The organism is Bartonella sp. AA86SXKL (assembly GCF_042196885.1).
In genome coordinates this window covers 60,065-78,708 of record NZ_JBHIRE010000008.1, presented here as the reverse complement: position 1 = coordinate 78,708, position 18,644 = coordinate 60,065, and the positions used below count along the sequence as shown (strand labels likewise).

Below are 18,644 nucleotides of genomic sequence, written 5' to 3'. Positions count from 1 at the left end.
TGTTGTAACAAAGAAAACAATTCATGAAAGCAAATCAACTCGATATTCTTATTGTTCCTGGCTACAAAGGATCTGGTCCAGATCATTGGCAAACACGCTGGGAAAAAAAATTGTCGACAGCCAGCCGCATTGAACAACTCCATTGGTCAAAGCCTGTTTGTGAAGAGTGGGTTAACAAAGTTAAAACCGCCATCGCAAAAGCTCAAAGGCCTGTTATGCTTATTGCTCATTCATTAGGAGTTCCCAGTGTTATTCATGCAACTGTACAAAATACAGAAAAAATTTGTGGCGCTTTCTTTGTTGCACCTCCAGATGTCGCCAATGAAAAAATACGTCCCAAACATTTAATGACATTTGGCCCCTATCATCGCCAAAAGCTTCCTTTTCCTTCTATTGTCATAGCCAGTCGCAACGATGAGTTTTGTCAATTTTCAGTAGCAGAAAAAATTGCCAATGATTGGGGATCACTCTTTGTTGATGCTGGGTATTCTGGCCATATTAACGCAGAATCCGGACACGGACCTTGGCCTGAAGGGCTTATGGTCCTCTCTCACTTTCTTGCAAAAATTTGATCCAAAAGAGGTGATCTTCTTTCTCATCGCTTATGTATCTTCACCTTTGGGTAAACGTGTAATGATAAAAATTATAAAAGTATCATAGCAATATCATTGAGAAATTCTATCAATTAGGATAGTATCATTTATCAATGTTATTAAAAACCTCTCAAGATAAATAGAGAATCATGATGAATCGTCGCCACCGTATTTATGAAGGCAAGGCTAAAATTTTATATGAAGGACCTGAACCAGGGACTTACATTCAATTTTTTAAAGATGATGCAACTGCCTTTAATGCAAAAAAACATGAAATTATCGACGGAAAGGGGGTTTTAAACAACCGAATTTCGGAACATATTTTTAGCCATCTTGGACGTTTGGGCATCCCAACACATTTTATCAAACGTATAAACATGCGCGAACAGCTTATTAAAGCGGTGGAAATCATTCCGTTGGAAGTTGTTGTTCGCAATGTTGCTGCCGGCTCTCTTGCTAAACGTTTAGGACTGGAAGAAGGAACCCCGCTTCCGCAATCCATCATTGAATTCTACTATAAAAATGATTCTCTCGATGATCCTATGGTAACGGAAGAACATATCACAGCTTTTGGGTGGGCTGTCCCACAAGAGATAGAAGATATGATGCAACTTTCAATTCGTATTAATGATTTTCTTTCTGGGCTTTTTGCCGGTGTTAACATCCAATTAATTGATTTTAAAATGGAATTTGGTCGCCTGTGGGAAGATGAAACAATGCGCATTGTTCTTGCTGATGAAATCTCTCCTGATTCTGCACGACTATGGGATATGCACACACAAGAAAAAATGGATAAAGACCGTTTTCGTCGTGATATGGGAGGGCTTATTAATGCCTATCAAGAAGTTGCCAAACGTCTTGGTATTATGAATGAAAACGAACCAACACGACCAAGTGGTCCCGTTCTCGTAAAGTAAAAACAGGGTAAAAAACATCACCTTATACAAACACCCCTCTTCAAAGGAGAGGTTCTTTTAACAAGCAGGAAGCAAAAAATGAAAGCACGCATTACGGTTACTTTAAGAGAAAGCGTTCTTGATCCACAAGGAGAAGCAATTGTCGGTGCTTTAAAAAGTTTGGCTTTCGAAGGCATTCAATCTATTCGTCAAGGAAAGGTTTTTGATATTGTTCTTGATGAACTACCTTCTGAAACTGCAAAGAAAAAACTTGAACAAATGTGTGAAGAGTTACTCGCAAATACTGTCATTGAAAATTATACAATCGAACTTCTGTAAGTGAAATGCTCATGAAAACTGCCATCATTCAACTTCCTGGATTAAATCGTGATCGAGATATGGTTGCAGCATTACATCATATAACGGGAGTTGAGCCACTAAAAATTTGGCAAACAGAAACAACAATTCCAGATGTAGATGTTATTATTATTCCTGGTGGTTTTTCCTATGGCGACTACTTAAGATGTGGTGCGATTGGAGCGCGAACTCCCGTCTTAAAAGCCATTCGTGAAAAAGCACAAGAAGGTACGACAATTATAGGTATCTGTAATGGATTTCAAATTTTGTTGGAAGCAGGATTATTACCCGGTACTTTAATGCGTAACGCTTCTTTAAAATTTGTTTGTCGTGAAATCAAGCTTGAAGTCGTCAACGCCAAGACAAAATTTTCTCGATATTATTCTAAAGGACAAATTATTCGTTGTCCTGTTGCCCATCATGACGGAAATTATTTTGTTGATAGTGAAACATTGAAACAAATGGAAGACAATGAACAAATTGTTTTTCGCTATGCAGAAAATACAAACCCGAACGGCTCAATGAAAGATATTGCTGGTATTGTTAATAAAGCTGGTAATATTCTTGGTATGATGCCCCATCCTGAAAACTTTATTGAACCCGCCCACGGAGGTACTGACGGTCGTTTACTTTTTCAAAGTGCTTTAGAGTTAGTAAATGGATAATGCTGCAAAAATACTCGCGCTCCATAATTTAAAAAAACAAGGATTTATACCATTTCTCGCATCGTAAATCTATCAACAAAGCTCTTCACAAACAACAATGGATATTATTTTCTAAACACATAATTATTTAAGACCATTTTTAGTCTTAAATCCCACCAAACAAACGGACAAAATCTTCAGCTTACTGTCTATAAATATTTTTATTATTAAACAACATTATTGTTTATAATATAAGCTGCTAGGTTAAAAAAATAAAAATACTAAATTTCGATTAATTTGACGGATAAATACTCATGAAGCCTTGCAATAACATCACTATTACATCAGAACTCATTGCACAACACGGGCTAAAAGAAGATGAATATCAACGTATCCTGACGTTAATCGGTAGAGAACCCACATTTACTGAACTAGGAATTTTTTCTGCAATGTGGAACGAGCATTGTTCCTATAAATCATCTAAAAAATGGCTAAAAACTCTTCCGACAGAAGGAAAATGTGTCATCCAAGGACCTGGTGAAAATGCTGGTGTTGTTGATATTGGCGAAGGACAATGTGTTGTTTTCAAAATGGAAAGCCATAACCACCCTTCTTATATTGAACCTTATCAAGGTGCAGCGACAGGTGTTGGTGGTATTTTACGTGATGTCTTTACAATGGGAGCCCGTCCTGTTGCTGCTATAAATGCATTGCGATTTGGTGCTCCTGATCACCCACGAACACGCCATCTTGTTTCTGGTGTTGTTTCTGGAATAGGTGGTTACAGCAATTCTTTTGGTGTTCCAACGGTTGGTGGAGAAGTAAATTTTGATGAGCGTTATAATGGCAATATCCTTGTTAACGCTTTTGTCGCCGGTATTGCAAAGACAGACGCCCTTTTTTATTCTAAAGCACAAGGCATCGGACTCCCTGTTGTTTACCTTGGTGCAAAAACAGGACGTGATGGTGTCGGTGGGGCAACAATGGCCTCTGCTGAATTTGATGATTCAATCAGTGAAAAACGCCCAACTGTTCAAGTAGGTGATCCTTTTACAGAAAAATGTCTTCTTGAAGCATGTTTAGAGCTCATGGAACTTGGAGCCGTAGTTGCTATTCAAGATATGGGGGCAGCAGGACTTACCTCTTCTGCCGTTGAAATGGGTGCAAAAGGAAATCTAGGGATACAGCTTAATCTCGATACAGTTCCTGTTCGAGAAGAAAACATGACAGCCTATGAAATGATGCTTTCTGAAAGTCAAGAGCGCATGCTCATGGTTCTTAAACCAGAACTAGAAAAGCAAGCAGAAGCAATTTTTCATAAGTGGGGGCTGCATTTTTCTATCATTGGGAAAACAACCGATGATTTACGTTTTCGTGTATCTCATCAAGGGGAAGAAGTTGTCAATCTTCCCATCAAAGAGCTTGGTGATGAAGCGCCTGTTTATGATCGTCCTTGGAGTGAGCCGGCAAAAAAAACATCCTTGAAAGCAGAAGACGTCAAAAAAGTTGAAAATCTTGGTGATGCGCTTCTGAGCTTATTGAATTCTGCTGATCAAAGTTCTCGGCGATGGGTTTATGAACAATATGATACTCTTATCCAAGGAAATAGCCTTGTTTGTCCAGGAGGTGATGCAGGCGTTATCCGTTTAGGAAACAACAGCAAACGTGCTCTTGCTTTTTCTTCTGATGTAACACCTCGCTATTGTGAAGCAGACCCTTATGAAGGAGGAAAACAAGCTGTCGCAGAATGCTGGCGAAACATTAGTACGACAGGTGCAACACCACTGGCTGCTACAGATAATCTCAATTTTGGTAACCCTGAAAAACCTGAAATTATGGGACAGCTGGTTTTTGCTATTAAAGGTATAGGAGAAGCTTGTAGAATCCTCGATTTTCCTATCGTTTCAGGCAATGTTTCTCTTTACAACGAAACAAATGGGGAAGCCATTCTTCCAACCCCCACAATTGCTGGTGTAGGTCTTCTTAATGATTGGTCTAAAATGGTAACAATAAGTGGTATGCAAAATGGAGATATTCTTGTTTTAGTAGGAAATTGCGGCTCCCATTTAGGACAATCAATCTATGCACGTAACATTTTAAATATTGATGCAGGTGCCCCCCCCCCTGTAGATTTACAACTTGAAAAAAAGCATGGTCAATTTATTCGAGATGTCATACATCGTGGTTTTGTTCATGCTGCTCATGACATTTCTGACGGAGGATTAGCGATAGCACTTGCTGAAATGGTGATTAAAACAGGTAAAGGAATCAAAGTAAAATTAAGCAATAAATCACCCCATCATGCAGAACTTTTTGGAGAAGACCAAGGACGTTATCTTTTAGCCGTCAAACCTCACTCTCTTAATAGTCTTAAAGAGCTCGCACAAATAAGTGCAGTTTCTTTAACAGAGCTAGGTCAAGTTGCAGGTGATGCACTTGATATAGATGGAATACTAAAACTTTCTATAGACAAACTCACAAAAGCCTATGAAAACTGGTTTCCACAATTTATGGGTGAAGAGTAAAAATTGTTTTTCTCTTAAACAGCCTTTATAAAAAAATGAACAACATAGGAGAATAATGATGGCAATGAGTGCCCATGCAATTGAAACGCTTATTCGTGAAGGCATTCCTGATGCTACTGTAACAATTCGTGATCTTGCTGGAGATGGGGAACATTATGCTGCAGAAGTTATTTCTGAAAGTTTTCGTGGTAAAACCCGTGTTCAACAACATAAAATGGTCTATGATGCCCTTAAAGGCAATATGGGAAATGACCTTCACGCCTTAATGTTGCAAACAAATATCCCAAAATAATCTAAAATTTCTTCTTGCATTCACTCATTTAATACGATTAAAAACAGTATGAATATAAATTACACACTTATAAAAATCTGAAATATCGAGGGATAAAAATGACCACTGTTCATGATTTTATTGACAACGAGATTAAAACAAACGACGTCATTTTATTCATGAAAGGAACACCTGATGCTCCGCAATGCGGGTTTTCAGGACAAGTTGTTCAAATCCTTGACTATTTAGGATTGAATTATAAAGGAATTAATATCTTAACTTCTAACGAATTGCGTCAAGGAATTAAAGATTACTCAAATTGGCCAACAATTCCACAGCTGTATATCAAGGGTGAATTTGTCGGAGGCTGTGATATTGTTAAAGAGATGTTTCAAAACAATGAGTTACAGGAACTTTTGAAAGAAAAAAATATTCCCTGTAATCAATCATAGGTATCTTTCATTTTATTCAGACTCTTAAAAAGAGCTGTTTTCAGACGAAATTTCTATTTCAAGGATGCCATATGTCATATTCAGTCGATGAACAAACGCATAGTGATGCGATTAGAAAAAAAATTGGCTATAAAGAATTTGTTATTCTTATTGCTTCGCTCATGGCTATTAACGCTATAGCTGTTGATATTATGCTGCCAGCTATGCCTAATATTTTAGATGGTTTAAATGTTCTCAATGAAAATGATCAACATTATATCATTTCGAGTTATCTTATTAGCTATGGTATTGCTCAAATATTTTTCGGTCCAATAAGCGATAGGTATGGACGACGTAAACTTATTCTTATTGGTCTTGCTTTTTATTCATTTACGGCGATTGGCTGTGCCTTTGTAACTGATTTTTCTCTCTTACTTATTTTGCGTATCTTACAAGGTATTGGAGGAGCTGCTATGCGGGTTCTTACAGTTTCCGTCGTACGTGATCTTTACAGTGGTCGAAAAATGGCAGAAGTTATGTCTATTGTTATGATGGTTTTTCTTGTTGCACCAATGGTTGGTCCCGCAACAGGACAGATCATTTTACAGCTCGGACATTGGCAATATATTTTTATTTTCATGGCAATGATTGGTTTCGGGTTGATGATTTGGATTCAATTCCGCTTGCCGGAAACTCTTTATGCGCAACGCTCTCTTTCCTTTTCTTCAGTCAAACATAATTTATGGATTGTAATAACCAATCGCACAACACTTTGCTATACACTAGCAACTTCGATTATTTTAGGCTGTATCTTTACCGCCGTTAATACATCACAACAAACGTATGAAGGGATCTATAATCTAGGACTTTGGTTCCCTATTGCCTTTGCAGTTGGTGCTGCATTTCAGGCTTTCTCATCATTCATGAACTCTCAACTCGTTGGACGCCTTGGAATGCGGCGTATTGCTCATACTATGCTTTTGCTCTTTTGTATCACTTCATGTGTATGGTTTATTGGCTCTATCTTAACAGATGGTATCCTTCCTTTTGCTTTTTACATGCTGTTATTCTGTATATTGATGTTTGCCTGCGGTGGCATTATGGCCAATTTCAATACACTCGCTCTCGAATCTGTGGGGGAAATTGCTGGAACAGCTTCTTCTGTATCCGGCTTTCTTCAAACATCTATCGGTGCAGGACTCAGCTTTTTTATTGCCCAACAATTTGATGAAACAACCATCCCAAACTCAGCAGGATTTTTCTTTCTGAGTCTCACTGCCATACTTCTCGTCTTATGGGCTGAACGTGGTCATCTTTTTAGGCAATATCATAGTAATCCTAACGAATAAATATTACTACGAAAGATTAATAACATCTCTCTTGAACAATAAGAAGATAAACCTATCAGACAAAATAAAACATCTCCAAATAGAACACTCTTGTGTTAAACATTCACATTGTTTGTTTAAAGGTACAACTCTCGAAATATCAAATCATTTCACGACAGCACCTATAAATGCTGTAATGTTAAAAAACAGTTTTGATTGATTTAACCTGAACAAGATCGAAATAGAAAAAACTTACGCTTTAGGTTTTTCGTTCAATATAAAAATAATAAATTATCTTTATAAATTAATATCTTACACAATCATAAAACCATAGGGAACTTTCCCGTGTATAAAATACATTTAATTGATAAATTTTCCTGATTTTGGAAATCCTCTTGGAACCAAACGCCCGACGCCCGCACGCATTCCCATCCATTCAATGAGATCATCAGCTTGACGGTTAAAGATTCGTTCAGCTGTATCTTGCCAACTTAAGCCTTCTGATAAATTAAAAGTCTTGGCATCAACAACAACACCTTCTTTATAACGCTGTAAACGAACACCCTTACCGCGATTCATTTCTGGTATTTGTTCAATAGAAAAAATAAGCATTTTACGGTTTTCACCGACTACAGCAACATGATCACCATTTACCGGAACACAAAGCTTTACCTTATCAGGAGCTTTCACATTCATCACTTGCTTTCCTTTTCGTGTATTGGCGATCACTTCTGCAGAAGAAACAATAAAACCATTACCGTGAGATGAAACCAAAAGCAATTTTTCCTCGGCGTGATGCACAAAAGCTGTGAGAACATCGTGCTCATCATCCATATCAACTAAGAGACGAATAGGTTCACCATGTCCCCGCCCTCCAGGTAAATTATTTGCACCAATAGAAAAAAACTTCCCCCCCGTACTGATCAGCACAATCTTGTCGGTCGTAAATGCTGGAAAGGCTAACTTTAAACTGTCTCCTTCTTTAAAAGAAAGTGCTTTATAATCGGTCAAATGTCCCTTCAAAGCGCGCATCCACCCCTTTTCAGAAATAACAATAGTAATCGGTTCTTTTTCAATCATTGCTTGTTGAATATCATCAAGATCATGTCTTGGTGCCTCTTCAAACGTCGTACGTCTTTTCCCCAAGAGTGTTTCAGGACCAAAAGTGTTTCGAACTTTTTTGATTTCTTCTGAAATTATTTTCCACTGTTTTATAGGAGAAGCTAACAAATTCTTTAGTTTTTCTTTTTCAGCTTTCAAACTTTCAAATTCTTTACGAATTTCAAATTCCTCAAGCTTACGCAAAGAACGCAAGCGCATATTAAGAATAGCTTCAGCTTGATTTTCTGTTAATTCAAACCGATTAATCAGCTTCTTTTTCGGTTCATCATCTTCACGAATAATCTGAATGACCTCATCGAGATTTAAATAGGCAATCAGATATCCACGAAGAATTTCCAATCGGCTATCAATTTGATCCAGCCGATAATGAGAGCGACGAATAAGCACTTCCTGACGATGTTCAAGCCATTGCTTCAAACTTTCTCGCAAAGAAAGGACATTAGGTATTTTTCCCAAAGACAAAACATTCAGATTAAGGGGAAATCTTACTTCAAAGTCAGTCAATTTAAAAAGAGACTCCATGAGGAGCTCCGGATCAACCGACCGATTTTTAGGAACCAGCACGATTCTGATATCTTCTGCTGATTCATCTTGGATATCCTCAAGCATTGGCAATCGGCGTGCAAGCAATAACTCTGCTGTTTTTTCAATAAGACGTGACTTTTGAATCTGATAGGGAATTTCAGTCACAACAATCACATAAGAACCACGGCTACCAGGCTCCTGATGCCAACGTGAACGCAAGCGAAAAAATCCACGCCCAACACGATAGGATTCCTCAATACTTTTTTTAGGTTCAACTAAAATTCCCCCCGTCGGAAAATCAGGACCAAGAACAAATTGATTTAATTCCTCATCATTTACATCGGGATGCGCAATCAAATGGAGTGCTGCATCACAAAGCTCAGCAACATTATGGGGGGGAATAGATGTTGCCATACCAACAGCAATACCAGAAGAACCATTTGCTAAAAGATTAGGGAAAGCTCCTGGTAAAACAACAGGCTCTTCATCTTCCTCATTATAGGTTAAACGAAAATCAATAGCATTCTCATTAATACCTTCAAGTAACAATGCAGCCACTTCAGTCATACGTGCTTCCGTATAACGCATGGCAGCAGCATTATCACCATCAATATTACCAAAATTGCCTTGCCCATCAACTAACGGATAACGAACAGCAAAACTTTGAGCCAAGCGCACCAAGGCATCATAAATAGACGCATCCCCATGAGGATGAAATTTTCCCATGACATCACCGACAATCCGCGCACATTTCGCATAAGACTGTCCAGGATTTAGTTTGAGAAGACGCATCGCATGAACAATCCGCCGGTGGACCGGCTTCAATCCATCACGTACATCAGGCAATGCACGGTGCGTAATCGTAGAAAGCGCATAAGCCAAATAACGTTCCTGTAAAGCAGAACGTAATTCTATTGGTTCAATATGTTCTTTATCAAAAGGTAAATTCATTTTATCAGACATAGTATTAAAACAACAATTCCCACAATAATAAGAAATTATTTTATAGGATTTATTTAATGAAATCTTCTATGAGTCGGCTTTTTTATTAAAAGTCAATTACATAAAAACAAACGCTGCAATTAGAACATGAATAGAAAATTATATCAATTTGAAAAATTTATACATATCCTTCCCCCTTGCCCTAAGTAATTTATTGAAAGCTTTGTCAAATCCGACGATAATTTAACTGCCCACAAAGAGTTATTTCATCTTTTCTGGAATGACAAAAGCAGCTTTCAAACATCATCTTTTATTATACAGATAAATTGTATAACAATCCCCTTCAGTTTTTCTATGAAAAACTAAAAAAATGTTCAAAGCTTATGAAATTTAAGCTTTTCAGAGTAAGTCGATAGAATGGAAAATCACATTATTCTCATAAAAACGAAGAGACACAATTCTCTGCTACAACGTTGTAAAAACTTCAATAAAAAAATAAATAATGTATTGACATGTAAAGATAATTTATTTTTTTTCAAATAAAATGAGACTCCCGAATATTATAGAATTCTTTCATTTCTAATTTATTCATGATCAAGCAATCATAATTATTTTCTCACCTATCACAAGGAGAAGAGTCTCTATAGAAACAAGCAATAAAAATGCCTCGTAAAAAATTAAACAATAGCGTTTTGCCTATCTAAATTTTACAAACAGTACACACACACCGATGCTCTTGAGAGGCATCAAAACTTCACTCTACGTAGAAAAGATGAAAACAATCCATTATCAACTTTATGAGCTATTTTTGTGAGTAGGAGCCATGCGGATTCCTAAATCACGTAATTGTGTAGGAGAAACATCAGACGGAGCACTCATCAAAAGATCAAGCGCCTGTTGATTCATAGGAAATAAAGCAACTTCACGCAAATTTTTAACACCTTGCAACAGCATAATGATGCGGTCAATTCCCGCAGCCATACCACCATGTGGCGGAGCCCCATAATGGAATGCACGATAAAGACCACCGAAACGATCTTTCACAACTTCCTTAGAAAGTCCTACAAGTTCAAAAACTTTAAGCATCATTTCTGGTAAGTGATTACGAATTCCACCTGATGCAATTTCATAACCATTGCAAACAAGATCATATTGAAAGGCTTTAATAGTAAGAGGATCTTGACAGGCAAGAGCATTTTCTCCCCCTTGAGGCATGGAAAAAGGATTATGTCCAAAATCAATCTTTTTTTCATCTTCATTCCATTCAAAAAATGGAAAATCAACAATCCACGCCAAAGAGAAACTATCTCTATCAAGAAGATCTAATTCTTCCCCTACCCTTGTGCGTGCTGCTCCGGCAAAAGATGAAAACTTTTTTGGATCGCCAGCTACAAAAAAACAGGCGTCCCCACTTTCAAGTCCAAGCTGTATACGGATTGCTTCAGTCCTCTGTTCACCAATATTTTTGGCGATAGGCCCTGCTCCTTCAAATTTTCCTTCTTCTTCACGCCAGAAAATATAGCCGAGTCCTGGTTGCCCCTCGCCTCGTGCCCATACATTCATACGATCACAAAAAGCACGACTTCCACCCGTTTTAGCTGGGATAGCCCACACTTGTGCATTCTCATCATTCGCTAAAATTTGAGCAAAAACTTTGAAACCAGAATTATAAAAATGCTGAGAAACATCTTCCATAATGATCGGATTACGTAGATCAGGCTTATCAGAACCATATTTTCGCATTGCTTCATCGTAGGAAATGCGAGGAAAGCTTTGTGTCACAGTTTTTCCATCTGCAAATTCTTCAAAAATAGAACGCATAATAGGTTCCATAGTTGCTAAAACATCTTCTTGCTCAACAAAACTCATTTCAACATCTAATTGATAAAATTCACCAGGAAGACGGTCGGCCCTTGGATCTTCATCTCTAAAACATGGAGCAATCTGAAAATAACGATCAAAACCTGACATCATCAACAACTGTTTATATTGCTGTGGTGCTTGCGGTAGCGCATAAAATTTCCCCTGATGAACACGACTTGGAACCAAAAAATCACGCGCTCCTTCCGGCGATGAAGCTGTCAAAAGTGGCGTCGTAAATTCCGTAAAACCATTATTTTGCATAGCCCGTCTCATAGCCGCAATAATTTCAGTCCGACGCATGATATTTTTGTGCATAGTCTCCCGACGCAAATCAAGAAAACGATATTTTAATCGAATATCTTCTGGATAATCAGGCTCACCAAAAACCGGTAAAGGAAGCTCATCAGATTTTGAAAGAATTTCTACCTCTTGTGCAAAAATTTCAATCTCACCTGTTGGAAGCGTTGCATTAATAACCTCATCAGAACGAGCACATACCTCCCCATCCACACGAATAACCCATTCAGAACGCACTTTTTCAATAAATTTAAAAGCTGGTGAAGCAGGGTCAGCAACAATTTGTGTGATTCCAAAATGATCACGTAAATCTACAAAAAGAATTCCTCCATGATCACGAACACGATGAACCCATCCCGAAAGACGAACTTGTGTTCCTACATCACATCTACGAAGAGCCGCACAATGATGACTGCGATAACGGTGCATGTTTTTTGCCTTTGATTATAATATTCACATGCGCTACAAACGCTTTTTAATAACCATTTGTCAAGATATGAGAATAAAAACTCAGAAATAAAGTCAATAAAGCACAAATTTAATTTATCGAATTATAATAAAATGATGAATCTTATTACACAAACAACAGATCTTGAAATTGCACTTAACGCTCTACGTACCTCTGATTTTGTAACAGTCGATACTGAGTTTATTCGCGAAACAACTTTTTGGCCTCAACTGTGTTTAATCCAGCTCGCATCACCAGATGTCACAGTTTTGATTGATCCCATAGCACCAAATATTGATTTACAACCTTTTTTTGACCTTATGATCGATAAAAAAGTTGTAAAAGTTTTTCATGCTGCGCGCCAAGATATTGAAACAATTTATCATCTTGGAGGTGTTATTCCTTCCCCTCTCTTTGATACGCAAATAGCAGGATCAATTTGTGGATTTGGTGATTCTATCTCCTATGATCAAATTGTACAACGCTGCACGGGGCATCATCTTGATAAATCCTCCCGCTTTACAGACTGGAGTTACCGCCCTTTGTCTGAAAAACAACTGCTCTATGCACTTGCCGATGTAACTTACTTAAGAGATGTTTACCTGTTATTGAAAAAAAGGTTAGAAAAAAATCAACGTGCTCACTGGATGAACGATGAAATAACAATCCTTTTAAATCCTAAAACCTATGATATGCCAGAAGATGAAGCATGGAAAAAAGTGAAAGGAAAAATTAAAAAGCCACGTGAACTTGCTGTATTACAAAAGATAGCAGCTTGGCGGGAACGTGAAGCACGAAAATACAATATGCCACGTCGTCATATCATAAAAGATGAATGTCTTATAGAAATAGCAACCCAACAACCAAAAGATGAATCTGCATTAAAACGGTTGCGCAGTCTTAATAAGAATTGGGATAAACTCTCAATTGCTCAATCATTAATCAAAGCTGTCCACGAAGGATTAGAGGTAGATCTTTCTACTTTACCCCCCATTCCTAAACATAATCCACTCAATGATACGACAGCCGCTGTTATCGATCTGCTCAAAGTGTTATTAAAAATTGTTGCAAATGAAAACAGCATTGCCCCTAAAATTATTGCAACATCTAATGATTTAGAAAAAATTGCCAATGGAGGAATAAAGAAAAATATTCCCGCTATGAATGGCTGGCGCTATGAAATATTTGGACAAAAAGCCGAACAACTGCTAAAGGGCCAGATAGGGTTTTACTGTAACGATGGAAAAATAAACACAAAACAGCTTTAATTTACATTTTCATTTTGAAAAATCCATTATATGCTACTCATTATCTACATCAATTGGTATACCCTATAGGCCAACGGAAATAGGATAAATAAAGCCTACTTCTGACAAAGTTAAAAAATTAAATAGTAAACTCTTATTAAAATGATAGCTAAATCTTTATCAGGTCAATCAAATAGCAATCCCATTAAAAATAATCTAAAAAAACAAACAGCTCCTTATTTAAAAGTTTTGAAAAGAAAAAGTTCTGATATAAAAGCACATTCATTACAAAAATAGCAGCCTAGAAATAGGAACAAACAAAGATATAATGCCTCACGTCACCATATCATATTAAAAAACTACCGAGATTGCAATCTAACAATCAAAAACAAGCCAGCATAACAACTAAAATACCTAACAAAAGCAATATATTGATTTCTAACGATAATCTAGCGTTATTTATATTGAATTAGACCTCCGAATATCGTAAGATTCTCTCATTTCATCTCAATAAGACTCATAAAGTTTCACATAAGAAATTATATGATAAAGCGCTGCTTTTTATAAAATAAACACCTTTCAAAGGATTCAAAAATCATGGTTAATAAATAGTTATGATTTATTTCTATTTTTTATATTGAAAGGATTTTATAATGACTGAAATGATATTCTTTTGACAGACCGTAAAAGTGCAAAACTGTTTCATATGAGTATTTCAACATTCCAGCGTCATGTAACCAATGGATCTCTCCCAAAATCTTTAAAACTTGTTTTTTATCGCGTTGGTTACAATCGAATCTTATCAAGATAATCGAGCAAGCTAAACAGAAACATTATAACGACGCAGCATAAAAAGAAAACCTTTTCACGTAAAAATGGACAAAACTTTTCATTTTCACATGAAGCTTATGAAGTGAAAAATCCATCCTGTGACGCAAATAACAGAATAAAAAATTATGTTTTCTTTTATGAATGCTCAGGCATTAACAAATGCTTTGCGTGGTGTCTAGCATGGGCGCGTTATGGAACAAGTCCTATTGTCCAGCTCATGATGATAGGCTACCTAGTTTATCCCTCGTCAATAGCCCTATATTATAAGACATAAAACACGAATAAATTAGGAAAAAAATCAAAAAATTTCAAAAGCGAGAGGTTGTTTTATTATTTTTGATAACTTCTGTAATCGTCCAAAAGGACGTTCTCCTAATAATCCAGCGTAATTCTTTGGGATCTGCAGGATAATATGATCTGCTTTTCTATGCCACAATAAATGAGGTAAAATTCCTGCAACAGAAGCACTGAAAAGATGAGCAATACGCATAGTTTCGCCAAGAATACGTGCTTTTTTAATTATATTTTGAGTTGCTAATTGAAAAATGGGAAGAGATTCTTTATCAACCAATAAACTCGTATTGCGAAAAAAAACAGCAAGCGCCGCGTAAAGGCGCCCTTCATGAGAAATTCCTGGATAAGATCCTAAAGCTATTTGATTTGCTGCTTCATTACCTCGATAATCTGGATGTATACGCCAACCAATATCCGCAAGAAGACAAGCGGCTTGACGATAACGGCATTCATTTTCCGTTTCTGAAATTCCAAAAACTTCAAAAGCATTCGTCGTAAAATCAATGAGTTCTTCTGCTTGTTTTGGTGAACGTGCCCGTAAAATAGCCATTTCTGTGCATGCTGCAATGAGAGGATCTGAAAGTCGAATCGCCTGCGGCAATCGTGAATAAAGAAAACCTTCACGAACGCCAGCACCAGAAAAGATTATCTTTTCAAACTCCATACACTGAATGAGTTCAATAAGAACTATTGCTCCATAAGATAAAAGTTTTCGACGGTTCTGAGAAACCGCTGCAATCCCTCTCATATTATCAATATTGCCACGTGCTACAAGACGTAAAAAGTTCTCCATTTCAACAGCATCAACTTCATAGCCATGCATAACAGGAAGCCGATAGTGTTTCATTGCCATATGGAGTTTTGCCAAATTACGCCATGTCCCCCCTACTGCATAAAAATAACGTGCTATACCTTTACGAGTACGAACAACAGACGATTTATAAAATTGCTCATGTACAATTTTTGTAGCTACAGCACTATCATTATTTGACATATACTGTAGCCTTAAACCACCCAATGGGAGCGTTATCCCTTCACCAACATCAGAATGATCAATATCAATCAGCTCAAGACTTCCACCACCAAGATCCCCAGAAATACCTTTTGGTTGATAAAAAGTAGACACAACTCCATATGCTGAATACATAGCTTCTTCACTTCCTGAAAGAAGATATATTTTATTTTGCAAAATATCTTCAGCATGCTGAATAAATGCTACGCCATTCTGTGCATCTCGTGCTGCTGCTGTTGCTAAAGTATAGACCTCATCTGCCCCAATCTGTCGACAAAGCGTACGAAACCGTTTCAGTGTTTGCAACGCCATTTTCATCGATTTTTCTTCTAAAAATCCTGTTTTCGCCACACCATGACCGAGACCACAAAGAATCTTTTCATTAAATAAAACTGTTGGTGATCGAACAAGCCCCTCATAAATAACCAACCGAACAGAATTTGAGCCAATGTCAATAACAGCAACAGGCTTACGCCCTTTTAACCGACCTTGAGCATCTCTATATGTCATTGGATTTTAGTCTTTATGTATTTCGGCTCGTTGCCGATGCAACGCAACCAAGCGCGAAACAGAAGACTCAAAAGACTCATTTTCCCCCGCAAAACTTGTATTGGCCATAAAATACTCCTGCGCATTAAATAGACTTTCACCTATCTGCGGTGTAATACGTTTTGATGTTCCATCCTTAAGTATATCAAAGCTTTGTTGATTATCAATGATATTAGCTAACATAATCTGTAAAAGAATTTTTTGACGCACTATTTTATTAAAAACCGGAACCAATATTTCAATACGATAGTCCAAATTACGAGGCATCATATCAGCAGAGCCTAAGTAAACGAGTGCATTTTCATTAGGCAAATCTTGACCATTCCCAAAACAAAAAATGCGACTATGTTCAAGAAAACGCCCGACAATTGATTTTACACGAATATTATCCGAAATTCCTAGAATACCAGGACGTAAACAACATATCCCCCGCACAACCAAATCAATTTGCACCCCTGCTTGACTGGCACGATATAAAGCATCAATAATTTCAGGATCAACCAATGCATTAACTTTCATCCAAATAGCAGCAAACCTTCCCTGTTGTGCATGAACAATTTCTCCCTCAATATGCTCTAAGATACGACCACGCAATGTTAAGGGTGAAAAAGCAATCTTCATTGTTTCATTTGGACGCTCATATTGCGCAATATAATTGAACAATAACGCAACATCATGAGCGATATCATCGTCCGTGGAAAAAAAAGAAAGATCGGTATAAGTTTTAGCGTTAATGGGATGATAATTTCCTGTCCCAAGATGAACATAAGAGCGAAGACGTTTTCCCTCACGTCTCACAGCTAATGACATCTTAGCATGCGTTTTTAATGCAATAAAACCAAAAATAACTTGAACCCCAGCACATTCAAGATCCCGGGACCAACGAATATTTGCTTCCTCATCAAAACGTGCTTTAAGTTCTACCAAAGCAGTCACAGACTTTCCCTGTTCAGCTGCTTCAATCAAAGCGCCAACAATTGGACTATCATTTGATGTACGATAAAGTGTTTGTTTGATTTCCACAACATCAGGATCGCAAGCAGCTTGACGTAAAAATTGGACAACAACATCAAATGTCTCATAGGGGTGATGAATCACAATATCATTTTCACGAATAGCCGCAAAACAATCTCCTTTATGTTCACGAATACATTCTGGAACACGAGAAATATAAGGAATAAATTTGAGATCATCACGGGGAATAGAAACAATTTCTGATACCGTATTAAGCGCTAAAAATCCATCAAGAACATTAATACAATTATCAGGAACAGCGAGACTATTCGCTATAAATTGGCGTAAACTCTCTGGCATTTTTGCGTCAAACTCAACTCGAATAACCTGCCCACGGCGCCGCCTTTTAAGAGCAGTTTCAAAAAAATGAACAAGATCCTCAGCTTCTTCTTCTACTTCAATATCACTATCTCGGATTACTCTAAATGTACCAATTTCTTTAACCTCATAGTTAGGAAATACATATTTAATAAAAAGGCAAATAACATCTTCGGATGCAATAAAACGAAAATGATTGCCTTCTTGAGGAAGAAGAATAAAACGCCTTAAAAGCATTGAAATAGACAACAACACTGTGTGTGAGTTCTGATCAGTTTCTCCAGACAATTGAAGCGCAATAGAAAGCCCTAAATTAGGAATAAATGGAAAAGGATGAGTAGAATCAACAGGCAAAGGTTTTAAAACAGGAAAAATTGTCTCAAGAAAATATTTTTCAAGCCATGACTTTTCAATTTCTGAAAGATCATCAGAACAAATAATTTCAATATCATTCTTTTTTAATTCATCACGTAAAACATTTAATTCTCGTAGTTGGTGAGCCTGCAGCTTTGAAATCTCAGCTAATACAATATCAAGTTGTTCCTGTGGAGTGTGCCCATCTGCACTGCACGCTGTAACGCGAGCACGAATTTGAGCTGCTAGTCCTGCAACACGAACCATAAAAAACTCATCAAGATTTGCAGCTGAAATAGAAAGAAATTGTAGACGTTCTAATAAAGGATGTTTCGAATTAGCCGCTTCCATCAAAACACGATTATTAAATTGTAGCCATGAAAACTCTCGATTAATAAACCGTACCGGATTTTTCATTGTTATATTCGATATAGAAATTTTATCTACCACCCTCTGTTCCATATATCCTAAATAATTTTCTTTTACATTTTCTAAAATCCCTGACGAAATATCTCACATAATATTTGATAATATGTTATCATCATAATAATATATCAATGCCTAACTTCCCTCATCATTTTTCCATTTAATATTTTAAAATACTTGGAATTATTGCTATGCGCAAAGCACTAAAAGTAAAACAACTATTCTAATATAGCATAAAAGAAGAGAAATTTGTCTTAAAAAGCAGCTTGCATTATTCTACGCTTTATTACAAACTCACGCCTATAAAATAGAAGAGCCCAATCATAGCTGATGAGAAAATTTATTCTGGAGTTTGTA

Annotated in this window: 13 protein-coding genes and 1 pseudogene; 10 read left to right on the top strand and 4 right to left on the bottom strand. The window is 37.0% G+C overall.

All coding sequences use genetic code 11. The features are described 5' to 3' along the window. Positions 1–23 precede the first annotated feature (23 nt). From ACFIO5_RS05285 to ACFIO5_RS05250, 8 genes are all read left to right on the top strand, one after another. The gene (locus tag ACFIO5_RS05285) at positions 24–572 is read left to right on the top strand and encodes an RBBP9/YdeN family alpha/beta hydrolase (protein ID WP_375611547.1); all 549 of its coding nucleotides are present in this window, start codon (positions 24–26) and stop codon (positions 570–572) included. 173 nt (positions 573–745) lie between these two features. After that, positions 746–1,510, top strand: coding sequence for a phosphoribosylaminoimidazolesuccinocarboxamide synthase (purC, locus tag ACFIO5_RS05280; protein WP_375613149.1), 765 nt, complete (start codon positions 746–748; stop codon positions 1,508–1,510). Between the two features lie 78 nt (positions 1,511–1,588). After that, on the top strand, positions 1,589–1,828 hold the full coding sequence (gene purS / locus ACFIO5_RS05275) for a phosphoribosylformylglycinamidine synthase subunit PurS (protein WP_375613085.1): 240 nt from the start codon (positions 1,589–1,591) through the stop codon (positions 1,826–1,828). A gap of 11 nt (positions 1,829–1,839) precedes the next feature. Then, complete coding sequence (gene purQ, locus ACFIO5_RS05270) at positions 1,840–2,511, top strand: phosphoribosylformylglycinamidine synthase subunit PurQ (RefSeq protein ID WP_375613086.1); 672 nt, start codon at positions 1,840–1,842, stop codon at positions 2,509–2,511. A gap of 293 nt (positions 2,512–2,804) precedes the next feature. Then, positions 2,805–5,015 (top strand): phosphoribosylformylglycinamidine synthase subunit PurL, encoded by a 2,211-nt coding sequence (purL, locus tag ACFIO5_RS05265; protein ID WP_375705136.1) that lies wholly within the window; start codon positions 2,805–2,807, stop codon positions 5,013–5,015. 58 nt (positions 5,016–5,073) lie between these two features. After that, positions 5,074–5,307 (top strand): BolA/IbaG family iron-sulfur metabolism protein, encoded by a 234-nt coding sequence (locus tag ACFIO5_RS05260; RefSeq protein WP_005773427.1) that lies wholly within the window; start codon positions 5,074–5,076, stop codon positions 5,305–5,307. Between the two features lie 98 nt (positions 5,308–5,405). Further along, on the top strand, positions 5,406–5,738 hold the full coding sequence (gene grxD / locus ACFIO5_RS05255) for a Grx4 family monothiol glutaredoxin (RefSeq protein WP_015856495.1): 333 nt from the start codon (positions 5,406–5,408) through the stop codon (positions 5,736–5,738). Between the two features lie 71 nt (positions 5,739–5,809). Beyond that, the gene (locus ACFIO5_RS05250) at positions 5,810–7,066 is read left to right on the top strand and encodes a multidrug effflux MFS transporter (protein ID WP_375655007.1); all 1,257 of its coding nucleotides are present in this window, start codon (positions 5,810–5,812) and stop codon (positions 7,064–7,066) included. Positions 7,067–7,405: 339 nt separating this feature from the next. On the opposite strand, the gene parC is transcribed toward ACFIO5_RS05250, so the two are convergent. Together parC and aspS are read right to left on the bottom strand one after the other, a co-directional pair. After that, positions 7,406–9,655 carry a DNA topoisomerase IV subunit A gene (gene parC, locus ACFIO5_RS05245; RefSeq protein ID WP_375705135.1) on the bottom strand — a complete coding sequence of 750 codons (2,250 nt, stop codon included), beginning with the start codon at positions 9,653–9,655 and terminating at the stop codon, positions 7,406–7,408. Positions 9,656–10,429: 774 nt separating this feature from the next. After that, complete coding sequence (gene aspS, locus ACFIO5_RS05240) at positions 10,430–12,223, bottom strand: aspartate--tRNA ligase (RefSeq protein WP_375636836.1); 1,794 nt, start codon at positions 12,221–12,223, stop codon at positions 10,430–10,432. A 132-nt stretch (positions 12,224–12,355) separates the two neighbouring features. Here aspS and rnd point away from each other — a divergent pair, with 132 nt between their 5' ends. Beyond that, a complete protein-coding gene (gene rnd, locus ACFIO5_RS05235; protein WP_375617784.1) occupies positions 12,356–13,510 on the top strand; it encodes a ribonuclease D in 1,155 nt (384 codons plus the stop codon). A gap of 646 nt (positions 13,511–14,156) precedes the next feature. Beyond that, positions 14,157–14,341 (top strand): annotated as a pseudogene (locus ACFIO5_RS05230) (helix-turn-helix transcriptional regulator). Between the two features lie 277 nt (positions 14,342–14,618). On the opposite strand, the gene ppx reads toward ACFIO5_RS05230, so the two are convergent. Together ppx and ACFIO5_RS05220 are read right to left on the bottom strand one after the other, a co-directional pair. Beyond that, the gene (gene ppx, locus ACFIO5_RS05225; RefSeq protein WP_375633174.1) at positions 14,619–16,136 is read right to left on the bottom strand and encodes an exopolyphosphatase; all 1,518 of its coding nucleotides are present in this window, start codon (positions 16,134–16,136) and stop codon (positions 14,619–14,621) included. A 6-nt stretch (positions 16,137–16,142) separates the two neighbouring features. Continuing rightward, positions 16,143–18,323 (bottom strand): RNA degradosome polyphosphate kinase, encoded by a 2,181-nt coding sequence (locus ACFIO5_RS05220; protein WP_375642982.1) that lies wholly within the window; start codon positions 18,321–18,323, stop codon positions 16,143–16,145. Positions 18,324–18,644: the final 321 nt, after the last annotated feature.

What these genes read in the sequence shown, in the direction of transcription:
- ACFIO5_RS05285 (WP_375611547.1), top strand. Translation starts at nt 24, where the DNA reads ATGAAAGCAAATCAACTCGATATTCTTATTGTTCCTGGCTACAAAGGA.
- purC (WP_375613149.1), top strand. Translation starts at nt 746, where the DNA reads ATGAATCGTCGCCACCGTATTTATGAAGGCAAGGCTAAAATTTTATAT.
- purS (WP_375613085.1), top strand. Translation starts at nt 1,589, where the DNA reads ATGAAAGCACGCATTACGGTTACTTTAAGAGAAAGCGTTCTTGATCCA.
- purQ (WP_375613086.1), top strand. Translation starts at nt 1,840, where the DNA reads ATGAAAACTGCCATCATTCAACTTCCTGGATTAAATCGTGATCGAGAT.
- purL (WP_375705136.1), top strand. Translation starts at nt 2,805, where the DNA reads ATGAAGCCTTGCAATAACATCACTATTACATCAGAACTCATTGCACAA.
- ACFIO5_RS05260 (WP_005773427.1), top strand. Translation starts at nt 5,074, where the DNA reads ATGGCAATGAGTGCCCATGCAATTGAAACGCTTATTCGTGAAGGCATT.
- grxD (WP_015856495.1), top strand. Translation starts at nt 5,406, where the DNA reads ATGACCACTGTTCATGATTTTATTGACAACGAGATTAAAACAAACGAC.
- ACFIO5_RS05250 (WP_375655007.1), top strand. Translation starts at nt 5,810, where the DNA reads ATGTCATATTCAGTCGATGAACAAACGCATAGTGATGCGATTAGAAAA.
- parC (WP_375705135.1), bottom strand. Translation starts at nt 9,655, where the DNA reads ATGTCTGATAAAATGAATTTACCTTTTGATAAAGAACATATTGAACCA.
- aspS (WP_375636836.1), bottom strand. Translation starts at nt 12,223, where the DNA reads ATGCACCGTTATCGCAGTCATCATTGTGCGGCTCTTCGTAGATGTGAT.
- rnd (WP_375617784.1), top strand. Translation starts at nt 12,356, where the DNA reads ATGATGAATCTTATTACACAAACAACAGATCTTGAAATTGCACTTAAC.
- ppx (WP_375633174.1), bottom strand. Translation starts at nt 16,136, where the DNA reads ATGACATATAGAGATGCTCAAGGTCGGTTAAAAGGGCGTAAGCCTGTT.
- ACFIO5_RS05220 (WP_375642982.1), bottom strand. Translation starts at nt 18,323, where the DNA reads ATGGAACAGAGGGTGGTAGATAAAATTTCTATATCGAATATAACAATG.